Below are 16,249 nucleotides of genomic sequence, written 5' to 3' on the forward strand. Positions count from 1 at the left end.
ATCTCGGACCGACCGATTCGTCAGGCACATTTGATGAAAAGTACGAGGAACTGCTTTATGACGCTCTCGAACCGTCACACGGGCGGCCGTACCTGACCACCCGTCAGACGTCGTGCGGGAGCGCGCAGTTAGGCCACATAGCCGCACGGCGGGACCGAGTGGTCCCGCCGTGCGGTGGGGTGTCGCCCTGCGGTGGGGTGTCAGCGGGTCCGGAGCCGCCCCAGGCGCGGTACCGGGCCGAACTTGCCGTGTTCGTAGTCCCGGTAGGCCTGGTAGATCTCGGCCTCGCTGTTCATGACGAACGGGCCGCCCGCCACCACCGGCTCCCGGATCGGCTCGCCCGCGAAGAGCATCACCTTGCTCGGGGCGTCGCCGTGCCCGGTGGTCAGCCTCAGGGCGCTGACGCCGCCGTTCGCGCCCGCCACCGGATCCGACCAGGCCGTCTCGCCCTCGGCTGTCCTGCGCCCGCAGACCGTGACCTCGCCCGTGACGACGTACGCGAAGGCCCGGTCGTGCGCGGCGAGGAGCTGGGTGTAGTCCGTCTCCGGGTCCAGAGTGATGAGCAGGCCGAGGACCGGGTGCTGGTTCCTGGCCGGGCCGCGGGCGCCGCCCGTCTCGCCCGAGACGACCTTCACCGTGACGCCGGGTTCGGCGTACGTGGCGTACGTCTTCGCGTACAGGTCCTGGTAGTGGGTGTCGACCAGCTTCTTGGCGGCGGGCAGGTTCAGCCAGAGCTGGAGCGTGTGGACGTACTCGTTCTTGAAGGCGAGTTCGCGGTGGATGATGCCGTGGCCCGCCGTCATCCACTGGGTGTCGCCCTCCTCCAGGGCGCCCGCGTTGCCGAGGCTGTCGCCGTGTTCCAGTACGCCGCCGAGGACCACCGTCACGGTCTCCAGGCCGCGGTGCGGATGCCAGTCGAAGCCGGTCTGGGAGAACCAGTCCTCGGCCATCAGCAGGAACGGGTCCGTGCGGCGGAAGTCGCCGGGGGCGATGACCAGGGCCTTGTTGTCGACCTGGGTGTCGGGGCCCGCGACCAGACGGCGCTCGATGCGGTCGACGGTGCGGGTGGTGACCGGGTCACCGCCGACGGGTGTCGGGCCGCCGCCGGGTGTCGGGCCGCCGCCGGGTGTCGGGCCGCCGCTACCGGGTGAGGTCATGGGGTCTCCTCCACGTGCTCTGCGTACAGTCACGTGCTCCACGTACCAGCTTCGAACAGGCTGCCGGTTCGTGCCAACCCGGAGCGGCGGACCCGTGAGGGGCGGGGCTCAGGCCTTGTCCGTCAGGATGGCGTCGACGCGCTTCAGGACGGGGCGGCACTCCTCGTCCAGCCGGCCCAGGTCCAGGCCCTCGTCCCCGACGACCACCAGCAGCGCCGCGGCCCCGACCGCGTACACCGCCGTGCAGCCCCGGCTGCCGTGCGACACCGTGCCGCGCAGGGTGCCGCGGCCGGTGGCCTCGGCCATCCGCTGGGCCAGGCCGAGCGTGGCCGCGGCGAGGGCCGCGAGGCCGTTCACCTCGACGCCCTCGTCCGTGTCGGCCTCGATGAGCAGGCCGTCGACGGCCGCCACCGCCGTGTCCGTGATTCCCGCCAACTGCGCGCGCAGACCCTGCATTTCGGCGGACAGTGCTTCATGGTCCATTCAGTGGACCCCCCTTGTTCTCGCATGCCGGAGCGCGAGGCCTCTCCCCCCGTCGGAAGAAACCTCGCCAGCCCACCGCGGGGTCGTCCGCGGCGGGAGTCCTGGTCCTGCCGCTGGCCCCGGGGCTGCGGCGGGGAAGTCCCGGGGAGCGGGCCGCCCCCGCGGGGACGGCCTCACCGCCGGGCTGTCGGCGGGACAGGGGCGGGGCGGCGGTGCGCGGCCCGGAGCCGCCGGGCTCCGGCACAGGTCCGCCGGAACCGCCCGGCTTCGGCACCGACCGCAGCAGCAGCCCCTCGCCCAGCATCAGCGCGGTCTCCACCGTCACCGCGTGGACGCCCCTGCCGAGGAGGAACGCGATGTCACGCGGGGTGCGCCGCCCGTCGGCGAGCCGCAGGATCTCCCGGTGCGCGGCGGGACAGGAGCTCGGTGCGCACCCCGCCTCCAGGGCACGCACCGGCCGGTCCCGGTGCGGCAGCACGGCGTACGGAAGGGCGGCGAGCGCCGCCAGCTCCCCGGCGGCCTCGCGCAGCAGCGTCTCCGGCTCCTCTCCCCGGCCGGGCGGGGGGAGCGGGCCGAGCAGCGCGGACAGGCCGGGCGGGGCGGCCTCCGTCACGCCACCCCCCGCATCCATGACACAGCCGCTCACCTCCCCCGCAAGGATCGCGAACACCGCGTCCCTGGTCGCGAATACCTCGGCGCACCGTCGGCCGCACGGCCGCACGCACGGCCGCTCGCACGCCCGGCCGCACGCCCTGCCGCTCGGCCACCCCGCCCGCAGCAGCACCTCCGGCCCCGGAGCCCCGGGGCTCTCCACCGCGACCACGCGGCCCTGCCGGAGACGGAACAGACCGCCGGGTCGGCCGATGACCCGCAGCGCGCCGGTGACCGCGCGGGCCGCGCAGTCGGTGAGGGCGCGGGACAGCAGGGCGTACCCGTCCGGGTCGACGCGTTCGCGTGGATCCGCCATCAACACCCCCTGGCCGCAACGGATATCGCGCATGTCTACCAACCGGCGGCGCCATTCCCCAGAGGTCTGCCCAAGGTGACGGAAGATGCCCGCAAGCACCGATCACATAGCCGAATTACGTCACCGAACGTGCATCCAGAAGTACGGAACTGTCGGCCCCGAGCATGTTCCGCGGGAATGTGCCACTGCCTTCCACACGCGCCTTTCCCCTGCATAACCTCCGCGTCACCGCAAGGACACCAGACAGGTGTGCGTGCGGTGTTGGGGAGGGGAGTTCCGGGTGCCCGGTATAGATCTGTGTCTGCTGGAAGTCATGTCCGTACCGGGCGCTCGGGGTGCGTCCCTCGTGGACTGGACGTGCGGTCTCTCCCTCGGCTCGATCGGTGAACCGCCGCACGGCGAGGCCGAGTCGGCCGCGGCGGAGACCGCGGAGCTGGCCCGCATGTCCGTGGAGTACCGCACGTTCCGCCCCGCCGGGGACCTGCGCCTCGCCGGCCACTCCGACGCCGGCACCTCGGCGGACGCACCCCCCGTCGGAAGTACCGACGTCGAGGACCTCATCGTCACCACGCGGACCGAGTACCACGTACTCAGGTTCGTGGAGACCGACTTCGACAGCAGCGTCTTCCTGCACATGTGGCTCGACCGCGACGCGGGCAACCTCGCCGTCGCGCGCCTGCGGCTCCAGGACGTGGCCCGACGTCTGGTCCTCGAATGACGACCGCCGCGCCCGCTCCCGCACCGGACCCCGTCCTGCCGACCCGGTGCTCGATGCTCGTACGGCTCGCCATGGAGGGGGCCACCGGGGCGCTGATGCGCGACGCGGGGACGCTCTATCTCGCCGAGGGCCGCGTCGTCCACGCCGAGAGCGCGGCGGCGCCCGGCGTCGACGTCCTCCTGACGGCGGGCGGGCGGCTGCCGCGCACGGTCTGGGACGAGGCCGTCGGGCGGGCGGGTCCGCGGCGGGGTGTGGCCCGACTCCTGGTCGACGGCGGCCACGTGAACCCCGGCGAGCTGGAGATCTGCCTGCTGACCGCGCTGTTCGACGCCGCACTGTTCGCCCTGGCGCCCGGCAGCGGCCCGACCCGGTTCCGGCACGGCGTCGCGCACGGCCTCGGCACGGCGCGCCCCGTCCCCGCCGAGCTGGTCGAGCGGGAGTCGCGCCGCCGCAGGAGGCTGCTCGACCGCCTCTGGCCGGGACCCGGGATGGACACGGCCCCGGTGGTGCGCCTGCCGCCCGCGGCCGGGCAGTACGTGCCGGGGCGGCAGCGGACGCTGCTCGACCTCGCCGACGGCAGGCGCACTCCCGCGGACCTCTCGCGGCTGCTCGGCAGGCCCGCCTTCCACGTCCTCCTCGAGGTGCGGCGCCTGGCCGTCGCGGGGCTGATCGACGCGCCGCGCCCGAGCCCGCCGCCGGAGACCCCCGCTCCCGCCCCCGCCCGGCCGACGACCCGTGCCTCCCCGCCCGTCGCCGTCGGCACGGACGGCTTCGCCGAGACGGACATCGCCCTCCTGCGCCGGGTCCGTCACGCTCTGGAGGCCCTGTGAAGTCCCGTTCCGACCGCCACCGGTCCGCGGGTGCGTCATGAGGCGGGTGGCACGGCGCCGTGCCCGGAGGAGGCAACTGATGGCGGCAGAACCGGAATTGCTCCGCGAACTCAGACGGCTGCGGGCCTGTGTCCCCCAGCTCACCGGTGCACTCGCCGCCGGCACCGACGGCAAGGTGCTGGCAGGAGACACCACGCACGACGAGGCCGAGCACATCGCGGACCTCACCGCGGGCGCCCTCGACGTCGCCCTGAGGCTGGCGGACGCAGCCGGCCGGGGCCGGGCGTCGGAGCTCCTGATCCAAGGCGAGCGGGGCTACGTCGCGGCCTACGCGGCAGGCCCCTCCGCCGTCCTGACCCTCCTGGCGGAACCGCGCGTCAACGTGGGCCGGCTCCACCTGGAGGCACGCCGGTCCAGCGCCCGTATCCGAGACCTGCTCGACGGTGCGCTCGAACGACTGGAGAACACCTGACCATGACTCCCCCCTCGGCCCGCTCCACCAACAGACGAAAAGGAAGTACGAGCCCCATGTACAACACGGAAAGCGCGCTGAAAGAAGCGATGACCGCGATCGACGGCTCCCTGGGGGCCGCGCTGGTCGACTACAGCAGCGGCATGGCCCTCGGCACCCTGGGAGGGAACAAGGAGATCGACCTGAACGTCGCGGCGGCGGGCAACACCGACGTGGTGCGGGCCAAGGTGCGCACCATGGAGATGCTCGGCCTCAAGAGCGAGATCGAGGACATCCTGATCACGCTCAACGACCAGTACCACCTGATCCGGCTGCTGAGGTCCCGCAACAACAGCGGCCTCTTCCTGTATCTGGCCCTGGACAAGGACAAGGCGAATCTGGCGATGGCCCGGCATCAGCTCAGGAGGATCGAGACCGAACTGGACGTCTGACGCGCACCAGGAACTCCTGCGCGCACCAAGAACACCGCGCCCTCCCGTCGTACGGGTAGGGCGCGGTGAACTAGCCGTCCGAGCCGGACGAGTTGCGGTTGTTGCCGCCGTAGATCCGGCTGCTCTTCCTCATGGCCGTGACCAGTTCCGCCGAGACGGTCGTCGCCTTCGCCACTCCGTGGACCCAGCGCGGTCCGCCCCGGGCCGCCCAGACGACCGCGCCCAGGCCCGCCGCCGCGACCAGCACCCCAATGGCCAGCAGCACGATCATCATCGGCTTCCCCCTTCTTCGTACGGAAGTCTTCGCACGGAAGGGGATTTTCTCAGACGCGGCTTCGCACCGGGAAGCCGTGCCTGCGGGCCGCGGCCACCACCAGCAGGACCGGGACCAGGAGCAGCAGGATCGTCCACGGGAAGGACGAGGAGCCGACCAGGCCGAGGAGGACGCCGCCGAAGACGCCGCCGCCCGCCATGGCCACGTTCCACAGGGTCACGAGCATCGCCTGGGCCGCGTCCGCCGCGTCGCCGCCCGCCTCGCCCGCGGCGGTCTGCAGGAGGGTCGGCGCGCCGCCCCAGCCCAGGCCCCACAGGGTCACGGCCGCGTAGACCAGCGCCGGGGTGCCGGAGAACAGGGCGAGGACGGCCGCCGCCGCGCCCACCAGGAGCACGCTCGCCAGGGTCAGCGCGCGCAGCCTGCGGTGCACGAGGGCGCCCACGATCCAGATGCCGGCGAGGGAGGCGGCGCCGAAGACGAGCAGGACGAGGTCCGTGGAGCCGCCCATGCCGAGCTCGTCGAGGAAGGTGGCGATGTACGTGTAGAGGACCGTGTGCGCGAGGACGAAGACGAGGGTCACGAAGAGGACCGGGCTCACGCCGGGGACGCGCAGGGTGCTCAGGACGGGGGTCCTCTCGCCGCGCGGCTGTCCCGGGTAGTCGGGGACGAGCGCGGCGATCCAGGCCAGCAGGCCCACCGTGAGGCCGGTCATGACCAGGAACGCGACCTGCCAGCTGAGCACCTTGCCGAGGAACGTGCCCGCGGGGACGCCGAGGGAGAGCGCGACGGGGATGCCCGCCATGGCGATGGCGATGGCCTTGCCCTGGAGGTGGGCGGGGGCCATGCGGCGGGCGTAGCCGGCGAGCAGCGCCCAGGCGAGGCCCGCGGCGACACCGGCGACGAAGCGGGCCACCATGGTCACGGGGTAGTTGGCGGAGGCCGCCGTGACGGTGTTGGCCGCGGCGAAGCCGGCCATCGCCGCGAGGAGCAGCCGCCTGCGGCGCCATCCCGCGGTGGCCGCGGTGAGCGGTATCGCGGTGAGGGCGGTGCCGATGGCGTAGATGGTGACCGTCTGGCCGGTCGCGGACTCGCTGACGCCGAGGTCGGCGCTCATCGCGGGGAGCAGGCCCGCGGGCAGGGTCTCGGTGAGGCTGGTGACGAAGACGGCGGTGGCGAGGGCGAGGAGGGCGGGAAGGGGAAGCTTCTGGGGCTCGCCCCTGCCCCCCGCCGTCCTCTTGGTGGCCGCTGTCTCGGTGGCCGCTGTCTCGGTGGCCGCTGTCTCGGTGGCTGCTGTCTCGGTGGCTTCTGCGGCGCGCATGCCGGTCAGATCCTTTCGGTACGTGTACGGGGACGGGGGCGGGGGCCGGGTTGTGCACGGGGGATGTCCGCGGCCAGGCGGAGTGCGGTGCGGGCGGTGTCGTCGGCGGAGGCGCGACATCGGACCAGCGGGGCAAGGGAGTTGACGGTCGGGTCGGCCGACGAGCAGGTGAGGACGACCGCGCCGTCGTCGCGCAGGAGGCCGAGCAGCGCGGGCGCGGGCTGTGCGGGCAGGCCGTCGTCCGCGTGGACGAAGAGGAGGTCGACGCCGCCGAGCCGCTCGCGGACGGCGGGGGCGAGGGCGGCGGCGGCCGCGGGGTCCTTCGGGTCGGAGCCGATGACGTGGGCGCGGGGGCCGACCTCGACGGCGGCCTCGGCGAGGTCGGCGCCGGGGCCGCCGGTCACCAGGACCTCGGCGCCGCCCTCGACGAGGCGTTTGGCGATGGCGAGGCCGAGGCCGGTGGCGCCGCCGACGACCACGGCTTTCCTGCCTGCGTACGTGGGCATCGGGCCCTCCCCTGCGTGCGTTGGCTGCTGACAGGGACGACTGTGCGGGCGGGCGCTTCGGGACCGCTGATGGTCCGCTGATGGTCGGCGGCGACCATGACCGAGGGCCGGTGTGTACGGTGATCCGCATGCGGTTCGGGGTGCTCGGTCCACTGGCGGTGTGGGACGGCGAGGGGGAGCCCGTCAAGGTTCCCGAGGCGAAGGTCAGGGCGCTGCTCGCCGATCTTCTGGTGCACGAGGGGAAGCCGGTCTCCGCCGACCGGCTCGTCGACGACCTGTGGGGCGGGGCCCCTCCGGGCCGTCCGGCCAACGCCCTGCAGTCCAAGGTCTCCCAGCTGCGCCGCGCCCTGGGCCGCGACCGTGTGGTGCACCAGGCGCCGGGCTACCGGCTGCGGGTGGACGCGGCGGCCGGGGACGAGGTGGACGCGGACCGCTTCCGCGCGCTGGTGGACGACGCGCGGCGCGAGGCGGACCCGCGAAGCCGTGCCGAACTCCTGACGAAGGCGCTGGAGTTGTGGCGGGGGCCCGCGTACGCGGACTTCGCGGACGAGGAGTTCGTCCGCGCCGCCGCCGACCGCCTGGCCGAGCAGCGCCTCGCCGTCCTGGAGGAACAGGCCGAGGCGAGGCTCGCGGCGGGCGACCACACGCTGCTGACCGGCGAGTTGGCGGACCTGGTGTCCCGGCATCCGCTGCGGGAACGTCTGCGGGCGGTGCAGATGCGGGCGCTGTACCTGGCGGGCCGCCAGAGCGAGGCACTGGCTTCGTACGGATCCCTGCGGGACCAACTGTCGCAGGAGTTGGGCCTGGACCCGGGCCCGGAGCTGACGTCACTGCACGAGGCGATACTCCGACAGGACCCCGCCCTGTCGCTGCCGCGCCCCCAGACTCGGGCCCCCGCCGAGAACCCGCCCAGTCCCCCGGCCGAAAACGAAACGCCCGCCGGCCCCCCGCACCCCCGAACCAACCTGCCCGCCCACCTCACACCCCTGATCGGACGAACCCAGGCACTGACCACCATCGCCCACCTACTGACCTCCACAAGGCTCGTGACGCTTACGGGCCCCGGAGGCGTCGGCAAGACGAGACTCGCCCTGGAGGCGGCGGGGGTGCCGGGGACCGCGGGCGCCGCGCAGCCCCTGGGAGGCCCCTTCTTTTCCGATGGGGTCTGGCTAGTTGAGTTTGCCGGGCAGGGTGGGGGGAGCACGGTCGACGATCTCGCTCAGGCCGTTTCCACCGCGCTCGGGCTCCGTGACGATGCGCCCGCCGGGGTGCCCGGGCCCGTCCCCTCCGCCCCCGCCGACCGTCTCGCCGCCGCCCTGCGGGACCGCCGTACGCTGCTGGTGCTCGACAACTGCGAGCAGGTCGTCGCCGAAGCCGCCGAGCTCGCGGACACCCTGCTGCGCGCCGCGCCCGGCGTCCGCGTTCTCGCCACCAGCCAGGAGCCGCTCTGCCTCACGGGCGAGGCCGTGTTCGTGGTGGAGCCCCTGCGGCCCGACGACGCGGTCAGCCTCTTCGTCGCCCGCGCCGCCGCCGCGGCCCCCGTTTTCGGCGGCGAGGCCGACGCGGAAGCCGTCGCGGAGATCTGCCGCCGCCTGGACGGCATCCCGCTCGCCCTCGAACTCGCCGCCACCCGCGTACGGGCCCTCGGCGTACGGGAGGTGGCCGAGCGGCTCGGTGACCGGTTCCGGCTGCTCACCTCCGGACAGCGCGGTGCCCCCGCCCGGCAGCAGACCCTGCGGGCCGTCATCGACTGGAGCTGGGAGCTGCTCAGCGCCCCGGAGCGGATCGTGCTGCGGCGCCTTGCCGTGCACCGTGACGGCTGTGTGCTGGAGGCCGCGGAGGAGGTCTGCGCGGGCGACGGCGTGGCCCGCGAGGAGGTCCTCGACCTGGTGACGCGCCTCGTCGACCGCTCCCTGGTCGTCATGGTGCAGGGGGCCGCGGGGGTGGCGCCGCGGTACCGGCTCCTTGAGTCCGTTGCGGCCTACGCGAGGGAACGGCTGCGGGAGTTGGAGGATCTCGGGGGCGTCCAGGAACGTCACCTGGAGTACTACCTGGCCCTTGCCGAGCGGGCGGAGCCGTTCCTTCGCGGGGGCGAGCAGCGGGACTGGCTTCCGCGGCTGGATGCGGAGGCGGCCAACTTCCGTTCGGCGCTGGCCTTCGGCCGGGGGCACGACGAGGGTGTGCGGCTCGGCTCCGCTCTGGCGTGGTGGTGGCTGCTGCGGGGGCGGCTGGCGGAAGGGCGACGTGAGCTGTCCGCGGTGCTGGGGGCTTCGCCGGGGGCGGGGGAGCTTCGTCTGTTGCGGGACGCGTTTGCGTTGCTGACCGGGGACGGGTCGTCTGATCGCTGCGGGTCGGACGGGGCTGCTCGCGCGGTTCCCCGCGCCCCTTACGGGGCGCGGTACCTCTGGATGTACGCGTACGCACTGTTCAGCTCCGGTGACCCGGCCGCCAGCGAAGAAGTGAACGCCCAAGCCCTCGCCCTCGCCGAGGAGACGGGCGACCCCTGGAGCATCGCGGCCGCGCTGTCGTTGCGGGCCATGCACGCGTTGATCCACGGGGATCTCGACACGATCGGGCGGGACGGGCGGCGCGCGGCGCAGCTGTTCCGTGAACTGGGCGACGGCTGGGGCGAGTTGCAGACCGTCACGCCGCTTGCCGTGCTCGCGGAGATCAAGGGCGAGTACGAGGAGGCCGTGCGCCGCCAGGAAGAAGGGCTCCGCATCGCCCGTGAGCTGGGGCTCGCGGCGGAGGTCTCGGCACGTCTCTCCGGGCTCGGGAGGCTGGCCCTGCTGACGCGCGCATGGGACAGGGCACGGGAACTGCACACACAGGCACGCGAGTTGGCGGTGGAGCAGGGCTACAGGTACGGGGAGATCCACTCGGACATGGGCCTCGCGCTGGGGGCGCGGCGGGCGGGTGAGCTGGAGTCGGCGGAGAGGCATCTGCTCCGCATCCGTGACCGGCACGCGGACGTGTCGTCGCCGACGGGCGACCATCTGCTCCAGGCGGAGCTGGGCTTTCTGGCGGAGATGCGGGGTGACGTGGAAGGGGCGAGGTCCCATCACGTACGCGCCCTGGAGCTGGCCAAGTCCCTCGCGGAGCCGCGGGCGTTGGCCCTGGCCCTGGAGGGGCTGGCGGGTGTGGCGGTGTTGTCCGGCTCGGCGGAGGACGCGGCGCTGCTTCTGGGGGCGGCGGATGCGTCTCGTAGGGGAGTGGGTGCGCCGTTGCCGCCGGCGGAGCGCATGGACGTCGACAGAATCATGGCCTCGGCGAGGGCCGTGTTGGGCGGGGCGGGGTTCGAGAAGGCGTTCACGAAGGGCTCGGCCTTGCCTCCGGAGGACTTGCCGTAGCCGATTCGGGTGCGGGGCGGTGGGGGGCGGATTGCGCAGTTCCCCGCGCCCCTTACGGGGCAGTGACCGTGCGCGTATCGCGTGCGGGCCCGATCCGGTTGCTCGCGCCGTTCCCCGCGCCCCTTACGGGGCGGTAGCCGTTGCTCGCGCCGTTCCCCGCGCCCCTTACGGGGTGCCGTCCGGTTCCCCGAAATAGATTCGGCCCCACCTCTCCGCCGACCGGACCAGGTCCTCGCTGACGTGTTCGAGGAAGTGGCTCAGGTTCGACAGCCTCTCGCCGGCCGGGGTCCCGCGCCCCAACGCCCGCGCACCCCGCGCGGCCGCCTCGGCGATCCGCCCGTCGATGCGCACGCTGGCCATGACCGCCCGGAACCACACGTCGTCACCGATGACATACCGTTCCGCCCGCCCGCGGGGATCCCGCTCGCGTTGGATGAACCCGATCCCCTCCAGGTACCCCACAGCCTTGGAGACGGCCGCCGGGCTGACCTGCAGACGCCGTACCAGCTCGGCAGAGCCGAGGCTGCCGCTGTCCGTGGTCAGCAGTGCCGCAAGCACCCTCGACGCCATCCGCGTCAGCCCCGACTGGACGAACAACTCCGCGGTATGCGCGGCCACTTCGTCCACGGTCTGCCGGTCGCGCCCGTCGGTGTCGGCGTCAGCGCCCTCAGGAGAACGCGGCGGAGCCGTCACCTGCGCAGGACGCGCCTTCCGCTTGCTCGCCTGGTGGGCCCGCTCCGCGTGGTACGCGCCCGGCCCACCGTTCCGCATCACCTCACGCGTGACCGTCGACGTCGGCCGGCCGAGGCGGCGGGCCACGGCGGCGTACGTCTGCCCGTCCCGCAGCGCCGCGCCGATCTCCCGCCGCTCCTCCCGCGTGAGCCTCTCTCCAGGCATCGCCCGCCCCACCTCTCCACGTCCCCACGCCCTGCGTTCCCAGCAGCTTAATGCAACGCTCCCGTTGCATTCACAAGCAATGGGCTTGCAATGAAATACCCATCCCCACCTGCCAGTTATCCATTGCTTCACGAAATCATGATTGACCCAATCTCTAATGCAACGTAATTTTTACATGTCAGTGAAGATCCTTTGGCGAGGGCCGAAGGACCGGAAGAGAGGCCGAAAGGCATGAACACCGAAGGAATTCAGCACGCACTCGACCAGGCCGTGGCCGAACTCCACATCCCCGGCATCGCCGCCGACGTCAGGCACGACGACCGCACCTGGTTCGGCACCGCCGGAGTGGCCGACCTCAAGACCGGCGCCCCGCGCGTACCCGGGGAGTTCCTGCACGCCGGCAGCGGCAGCAAGGCCTTCGTCGCCGCCGTCCTCCTCTCCCTGGAGGCCGAGGGCAGGCTCAGCATCGACGACACCGTGGACACCTGGCTGCCCGGCATACTGGACCCCGCCACCAACGGCTACGACGGCGGCAGGATCACCATCAGGCACCTGCTCAGCAACACCGCGGGCCTGTTCTCCACCGGCCTGGCGCCGGAGCTGACCAACCGGTTCGCCACCCGCGCCAACTTCGCGAGGCACCGCCTCGAAGTCGTCCCCGCCGACGAGCTGCTCAAGATGACCGTCTCCCGGCCCCCCGTCGGCGAGCCCGGGGAACGCTTCGAGTACTCCAACGGCGGCTTCTACCTCGCCGAGGCCGTCATCGAGAAGGTCACCGGCAACACCGTCGCGGAGGAGATCGAGCTCAGGGTCATCCGGCCCCTCGGGCTGACCGGCACCTACGTACGCCGCCCCCAGGACACGGACTACCCCGCACCGCACCCCCGCGCCTACTCCACGCTGTTCTACAAGGACGGCACGGACCCGGCCACGGTCACCCCGGCGAACTGGGAGTCCGTGATGGAGGAGCCGGGGCTCGCGCCCCTCGACGTCACCGAGTTCAACACCTCGTGGGCGCCCGGCAACGTCGTCTCCACGACCGGCGACATGATCAAGTTCGTCAACGCCATGTCCTGCGGCGCCCTGCTGCCGCCCGCCCAGCACCGCGCGATGTGGACCACGGTCTCCACCGAGGGCGGCAACTGGACGCCGCACACCCGCTACGGCCTCGGTCTCTTCGAGTTCGACAAGGCGGCGACGGGCGGCCTGACGCTGCGCGGCGTCGGCGGCAGCTTCTGGGGATGCCTGTTCTACACGGTGGGCACCGCCGACGGCACCCACACCGTCTCCCTCCAGACCAACACCGAGTGGAAGACCTGGGACGTCCTCTTCAAGGTCATCGAAGCGGAGTTCGGCGTCCGTCTCGGCGCGTGAGCCTCCGGCCGCACGGCCCGACGCCCACGCGCCGAAACACCTACTTCGAGGACTCCACCGCCGCGTTCGCGTCCACCACGCCCAGGCCCAGCTTCGCCAGCTTGTCCGGGTTCTTCGCGCTGGCCCTGATCGCGCTCATGATCTCGTCCGGCTTCCGGCCCTGCTGATGCAGCAGCGCCGCCACCGCGGACACGTACGGCGCCGCCATGGACGTCCCCGACAGGTCCCCGTACCCGGAGTCGTTCTTCAGCGTCTCCTTCGTCCTGTACGTGGGCAGCGTCGACAGGATGTCCACCCCCGGCGCCGAAACCGCCTGCTGCGCACCGAAGTTGGAGAAGCTCGCGGGCTTTCCGTTCCGGTCGCTCGCGCCCACCACCAGCACCGGCGTCTCGACCTTGTACGGCTGCAGCGCCGTGCCGTCGTTGCCCGCCGCCACCACCACCGCCCCCTTGTCGTGCGCTGCCTGGATGGCCAGGTTCAGCACCCCGCCCTTCAACAGCCGCGCCATGAGGCCCGATTCGCCGAGGGAGAGATTGATGACATCAGCCCCGTGATCGGCCGCCCAGACGATGCCCTTGGTGATGTTCGCGTCACTGCCGCTGCCGTCCGCGCCCAGCACCCGGACCGGCATGATCTTCGCGCCCGGGGCGCCGCCCGCGATGCCCACCCCGTTGTCGGTGTGGGCGGCGGCGATGCCGGAGACATGGGTGCCGTGGCCGTTCATGTCCTTCGGCTCGTCGTCGTTGTCGACGAAGTCGTGGCCCGCGACGAGCCGCCCCTTCAGGTCCGGGTGGTCGAGGTCCGCCCCCGTGTCGACCACCGCGACGACCGTGTCGTCCCCCTTCGCCTCGTCCCAGGCGTCCGGCAGCTTCAGCGCGTCCAGCGCCCACTGCTTGTCCCGCATGGGGTCCGGCTTGCTGTCGTTGTCGTCCCCGCACGCGGTGGCGAGTCCGGTGACGGCGGTGAGGCAGAGCGCTGCGGCAACCAGCCGTCGTCCGTACGTCGTCATCAAGGTCCACCCTCCTGTTGTCTGTCCCGACCCTCGGGGGACCCGGGGACAGGCGCCACAGAGGGTGGGCCGTACGGGGGACGCCCCAGCAGGGGGTACCCGGTTAGGGTTCGTACAGAAATTCGGAAGCCGGAAACACGGCAGTCCGCAAGCATCTCCATGGGGGGTCAGCACATGGCACTGTTCGGAAACGCACACACCGTCGACCCGGGCAAGGCGCAGAACGAGTACGCCCGCCTGCTCGGCCACGGCGAGCAGGTGCACGCCGCGTACACGCTGATACGCGACACCATGCTCTTCACCGACCGCAGGCTGATCATGGTCGACAAGCAGGGGATCACCGGCAAGAAGGTCGAGTACCACTCGATCCCCTACCGCAGCATCACGCACTTCGCCGTGGAGACCGCGGGCCACTTCGACCTGGACGCGGAGCTGAAGATCTGGATCTCCAGCAACCCGACGCCGCTGCAGAAGACCTTCACCAAGGGCGTGAACATCTACGAGGTGCAGGCCATCCTCACCCAGTTCGTCGCGCGCTAGCCGCGGCCGTCAGCCGCACCGCGGGACACTCCCGGCGTGCGGCCTCCGCCTCGCTGGACTTCACTGGGGGGACCAGGTGAAGCGAGCGACGGCGACGGAGGCGGCATGACCGGGTACGGAACACGCACGGTGGCCGCGGCGGCCTGCGCCGCGGCCCTCGCCCTCGGCGCCGCGGGCTGCTCCGAGGCCGAAGGCACCGCCTCGGACGCCGCCAGCAGGGCCGCCTCCGCCGTGGCCTCGGCCACCGCACGCGCGGGCGAGAAGATCGACGAGGTCAAGGGCGGCGTCGACGTCAAGGGCGACGTGAGCCTAGGCGACCCGCGGACGGACGACGACGGCCGGACCACCGTGGAGGTCACCGCCAGGAACACCGCAGGCTCCGCCAAGACCTTCGCCGTCCAGGTCACCTTCAAGGACCCCGACGGCAAGCTTCTGGACACGGTCGTCGTGACGATCCCCGACGTCCCCGAGGGGCAGTCCAAGGACGCCACCGCCCGCAGCACCCACAAGCTCGACAAGGACAAGGGCGACGTGAAGGCGAACGTCACCACCGCCCTGCGCTACTGAGACCGCCGGACGTCACCACGTCTTAAGTCGGCGTGTGCGCACCGCCGTTGCGACCTCCGTCGCCGCGCCCTGGACCAAAGGCCGAAGATCCGGCGCCCCTCCCCCTCCCATGCTGAAACCCGGTCCTACGACGGGAGACAGCATGCGGCACGAAGGCATCGGCGAAGGCATCAGCAGAGCCCGCTTCCTCGCGGGAGCCGGAGCCGCGGGGGTCGCGGCCGCCGTCGGCGGGCTCGCCACCGCGGGGTCGGCCGCCGCCGGGACGGGGGTCCGGCGGGGGCTGACCTATCGCGGGGTCTGTTACGAGGTCGGGGACGGGGAGTCCGCCGCCACCGCCTGGAACGCGAAGCGCATGCGGCACGACATGCGGGCCCTGCGCCACCGGCTGCACGCCAACTCCGTCTCCGTCTTCGGCGACGGGGTCGAGCGGCTCGCCGCCACCGCCTCCGAGGCCGCCGAGCGCGGACTGCACGTCTGGCTGCAGCCACGCCTGGGCGACGTACCGGAGCGGGAGATCCTCGACCACCTCGCCGAGACCGGCCGCCAGGCCGAGCGGCTGCGGCGCCAGGGCGCGAAGGTGCACCTCAGCGTGGGGTGCGAGTTCGTGCTGTACGTCCCCGGAATCGTGCCCGGCGACAACGCCGTGGAGCGCGTCGAGAACATGCTCAAGGGGAACTACGACCCCAAGAAGATGGTCCTGCGGCTGCGCGACTTCATCGGACGGGCGGCCAGGGCCGGCCGCGCCGTCTTCCACGGCCCCCTCACCTACGGCGCCGCGCACGAGGACGAGGTCGACTGGTCCCTCTTCGACATCGTCAGCGTCAACTACTACGCGTATCACCGGACCAAGGCCGCCTACGTCAAGGAGCTTGCCCCGTACCGGCGTTGGGGCAAGCCGGTCGCGATCACCGAGTGCGGTTCCTGTACGTACGAAGGCGCGCCGCAGGACGGCGGCATGGGCTGGCACGAGGCCGTCGACTACACCAAGGAGCCGCCGGAGATCGCCCCCGGCCTCAAGCGCGGCGAGCGCACGCAGGCCGCCTATCTCCTCGACGTCTTCGACGTCTTCGAGTCCATGAACCTGCACGGCGCCCTGGTCTACAACTTCTGCTCCCCCGAGATGCCCCACCGTCCCGACGACCCGGTCCACGACCTCGACATCGCCAGTTACAGCCTGACCAAGACGATCCGGCAGCGGCCCGACGACCCGGAGTCCCCCTGGCACTGGGAGCCGAAGGAGTCCTTCGAGGCCCTCGCCCGCCACTTCGAACGGGCCGCACGCCGCTGACCGTCCGCCGGGACCCGGCACGATTCTTGGCACGCGGATGCCTTCCGGCACGGGCTCCCGTGTGCTTG

General features: G+C 72.2%; 17 protein-coding genes. 9 read left to right on the forward strand and 8 right to left on the reverse strand.

The genetic code is table 11. The features are described from left to right. Positions 1 to 200: 200 nt before the first annotated feature. The 3 genes from ACZ4D5_RS10395 to ACZ4D5_RS10405 form a co-directional block, all read right to left on the reverse strand. Complete coding sequence (locus tag ACZ4D5_RS10395; RefSeq protein ID WP_467771931.1) at positions 201 to 1,157, reverse strand: pirin family protein; 957 nt, start codon at positions 1,155 to 1,157, stop codon at positions 201 to 203. 108 nt (positions 1,158 to 1,265) lie between these two features. Next, a complete protein-coding gene (locus ACZ4D5_RS10400; RefSeq protein WP_467771932.1) occupies positions 1,266 to 1,640 on the reverse strand; it encodes a roadblock/LC7 domain-containing protein in 375 nt (124 codons plus the stop codon). Then, complete coding sequence (locus ACZ4D5_RS10405) at positions 1,630 to 2,607, reverse strand: MarR family transcriptional regulator (RefSeq protein ID WP_467771933.1); 978 nt, start codon at positions 2,605 to 2,607, stop codon at positions 1,630 to 1,632. The genes ACZ4D5_RS10400 and ACZ4D5_RS10405 overlap by 11 nt, the downstream gene beginning before the upstream one ends. A 280-nt stretch (positions 2,608 to 2,887) precedes the next feature. On the opposite strand from ACZ4D5_RS10405, the gene ACZ4D5_RS10410 reads away from it, so the two are divergent. From ACZ4D5_RS10410 to ACZ4D5_RS10425, 4 genes are all read left to right on the forward strand, one after another. Next, the gene (locus tag ACZ4D5_RS10410) at positions 2,888 to 3,325 is read left to right on the forward strand and encodes a hypothetical protein (RefSeq protein WP_467771934.1); all 438 of its coding nucleotides are present in this window, start codon (positions 2,888 to 2,890) and stop codon (positions 3,323 to 3,325) included. After that, positions 3,322 to 4,155 carry a transcriptional regulator gene (locus ACZ4D5_RS10415; RefSeq protein WP_467771935.1) on the forward strand — a complete coding sequence of 278 codons (834 nt, stop codon included), beginning with the start codon at positions 3,322 to 3,324 and terminating at the stop codon, positions 4,153 to 4,155. The genes ACZ4D5_RS10410 and ACZ4D5_RS10415 overlap by 4 nt, the downstream gene beginning before the upstream one ends. A gap of 79 nt (positions 4,156 to 4,234) precedes the next feature. Then, a complete protein-coding gene (locus ACZ4D5_RS10420; protein ID WP_467771936.1) occupies positions 4,235 to 4,627 on the forward strand; it encodes a roadblock/LC7 domain-containing protein in 393 nt (130 codons plus the stop codon). A gap of 56 nt (positions 4,628 to 4,683) precedes the next feature. Continuing rightward, entirely contained in the window at positions 4,684 to 5,058 is a 375-nt protein-coding gene (locus ACZ4D5_RS10425; RefSeq protein ID WP_467771937.1) for a hypothetical protein, read from the forward strand. A gap of 70 nt (positions 5,059 to 5,128) precedes the next feature. Here ACZ4D5_RS10425 and ACZ4D5_RS10430 read toward each other — a convergent pair whose 3' ends face one another. From ACZ4D5_RS10430 to ACZ4D5_RS10440, 3 genes are read right to left on the reverse strand one after another with little or no spacing between them, the layout of a single operon-like run. Further along, positions 5,129 to 5,332, reverse strand: coding sequence for a hypothetical protein (locus tag ACZ4D5_RS10430; protein WP_467771938.1), 204 nt, complete (start codon positions 5,330 to 5,332; stop codon positions 5,129 to 5,131). Between the two features lie 49 nt (positions 5,333 to 5,381). After that, positions 5,382 to 6,650: an MFS transporter gene (locus ACZ4D5_RS10435; protein ID WP_467771939.1), complete on the reverse strand. Its 1,269-nt coding sequence runs from the start codon at positions 6,648 to 6,650 to the stop codon at positions 5,382 to 5,384. A gap of 5 nt (positions 6,651 to 6,655) precedes the next feature. Further along, positions 6,656 to 7,156: an SDR family NAD(P)-dependent oxidoreductase gene (locus ACZ4D5_RS10440; protein WP_467771940.1), complete on the reverse strand. Its 501-nt coding sequence runs from the start codon at positions 7,154 to 7,156 to the stop codon at positions 6,656 to 6,658. 128 nt (positions 7,157 to 7,284) lie between these two features. Between ACZ4D5_RS10440 and ACZ4D5_RS10445 the strand changes: the two genes are divergently transcribed. After that, the gene (locus ACZ4D5_RS10445; protein ID WP_467771941.1) at positions 7,285 to 10,506 is read left to right on the forward strand and encodes an AfsR/SARP family transcriptional regulator; all 3,222 of its coding nucleotides are present in this window, start codon (positions 7,285 to 7,287) and stop codon (positions 10,504 to 10,506) included. A gap of 165 nt (positions 10,507 to 10,671) precedes the next feature. Here ACZ4D5_RS10445 and ACZ4D5_RS10450 read toward each other — a convergent pair whose 3' ends face one another. After that, positions 10,672 to 11,403: a GbsR/MarR family transcriptional regulator gene (locus ACZ4D5_RS10450; protein WP_467771942.1), complete on the reverse strand. Its 732-nt coding sequence runs from the start codon at positions 11,401 to 11,403 to the stop codon at positions 10,672 to 10,674. A 231-nt stretch (positions 11,404 to 11,634) separates the two neighbouring features. On the opposite strand from ACZ4D5_RS10450, the gene ACZ4D5_RS10455 reads away from it, so the two are divergent. Further along, positions 11,635 to 12,777, forward strand: coding sequence for a serine hydrolase domain-containing protein (locus tag ACZ4D5_RS10455; RefSeq protein WP_467771943.1), 1,143 nt, complete (start codon positions 11,635 to 11,637; stop codon positions 12,775 to 12,777). 40 nt (positions 12,778 to 12,817) lie between these two features. Here the strand turns inward: ACZ4D5_RS10455 and ACZ4D5_RS10460 are convergent, their stop codons facing one another. Then, entirely contained in the window at positions 12,818 to 13,786 is a 969-nt protein-coding gene (locus ACZ4D5_RS10460) for a S8 family peptidase (protein WP_467771944.1), read from the reverse strand. Between the two features lie 174 nt (positions 13,787 to 13,960). On the opposite strand from ACZ4D5_RS10460, the gene ACZ4D5_RS10465 reads away from it, so the two are divergent. The 3 genes from ACZ4D5_RS10465 (at position 13,961) to ACZ4D5_RS10475 (ending at position 16,181) form a co-directional block, all read left to right on the forward strand. Beyond that, complete coding sequence (locus ACZ4D5_RS10465) at positions 13,961 to 14,326, forward strand: PH domain-containing protein (protein ID WP_362329454.1); 366 nt, start codon at positions 13,961 to 13,963, stop codon at positions 14,324 to 14,326. Positions 14,327 to 14,431: 105 nt separating this feature from the next. Further along, complete coding sequence (locus ACZ4D5_RS10470) at positions 14,432 to 14,893, forward strand: FxLYD domain-containing protein (protein WP_467771945.1); 462 nt, start codon at positions 14,432 to 14,434, stop codon at positions 14,891 to 14,893. A 142-nt stretch (positions 14,894 to 15,035) separates the two neighbouring features. Next, positions 15,036 to 16,181, forward strand: a complete 1,146-nt coding sequence (locus ACZ4D5_RS10475) for an abortive phage infection protein (RefSeq protein ID WP_467771946.1) — start codon at positions 15,036 to 15,038, stop codon at positions 16,179 to 16,181. Positions 16,182 to 16,249 lie beyond the last annotated feature (68 nt).

Source organism: Streptomyces sp. NPDC025651, assembly GCF_055558735.1.

Coding starts and splice junctions, on each gene's coding strand:
- ACZ4D5_RS10405 (WP_467771933.1), bottom strand. CDS start 2,607: ATGGCGGATCCACGCGAACGCGTCGACCCGGACGGGTACGCCCTGCTG.
- ACZ4D5_RS10400 (WP_467771932.1), bottom strand. CDS start 1,640: ATGGACCATGAAGCACTGTCCGCCGAAATGCAGGGTCTGCGCGCGCAG.
- ACZ4D5_RS10455 (WP_467771943.1), top strand. CDS start 11,635: ATGAACACCGAAGGAATTCAGCACGCACTCGACCAGGCCGTGGCCGAA.
- ACZ4D5_RS10465 (WP_362329454.1), top strand. CDS start 13,961: ATGGCACTGTTCGGAAACGCACACACCGTCGACCCGGGCAAGGCGCAG.
- ACZ4D5_RS10470 (WP_467771945.1), top strand. CDS start 14,432: ATGACCGGGTACGGAACACGCACGGTGGCCGCGGCGGCCTGCGCCGCG.
- ACZ4D5_RS10450 (WP_467771942.1), bottom strand. CDS start 11,403: ATGCCTGGAGAGAGGCTCACGCGGGAGGAGCGGCGGGAGATCGGCGCG.
- ACZ4D5_RS10460 (WP_467771944.1), bottom strand. CDS start 13,786: ATGACGACGTACGGACGACGGCTGGTTGCCGCAGCGCTCTGCCTCACC.
- ACZ4D5_RS10435 (WP_467771939.1), bottom strand. CDS start 6,650: ATGCGCGCCGCAGAAGCCACCGAGACAGCAGCCACCGAGACAGCGGCC.
- ACZ4D5_RS10430 (WP_467771938.1), bottom strand. CDS start 5,332: ATGATGATCGTGCTGCTGGCCATTGGGGTGCTGGTCGCGGCGGCGGGC.
- ACZ4D5_RS10425 (WP_467771937.1), top strand. CDS start 4,684: ATGTACAACACGGAAAGCGCGCTGAAAGAAGCGATGACCGCGATCGAC.
- ACZ4D5_RS10475 (WP_467771946.1), top strand. CDS start 15,036: ATGCGGCACGAAGGCATCGGCGAAGGCATCAGCAGAGCCCGCTTCCTC.
- ACZ4D5_RS10395 (WP_467771931.1), bottom strand. CDS start 1,157: ATGACCTCACCCGGTAGCGGCGGCCCGACACCCGGCGGCGGCCCGACA.
- ACZ4D5_RS10445 (WP_467771941.1), top strand. CDS start 7,285: ATGCGGTTCGGGGTGCTCGGTCCACTGGCGGTGTGGGACGGCGAGGGG.
- ACZ4D5_RS10415 (WP_467771935.1), top strand. CDS start 3,322: ATGACGACCGCCGCGCCCGCTCCCGCACCGGACCCCGTCCTGCCGACC.
- ACZ4D5_RS10420 (WP_467771936.1), top strand. CDS start 4,235: ATGGCGGCAGAACCGGAATTGCTCCGCGAACTCAGACGGCTGCGGGCC.
- ACZ4D5_RS10440 (WP_467771940.1), bottom strand. CDS start 7,156: ATGCCCACGTACGCAGGCAGGAAAGCCGTGGTCGTCGGCGGCGCCACC.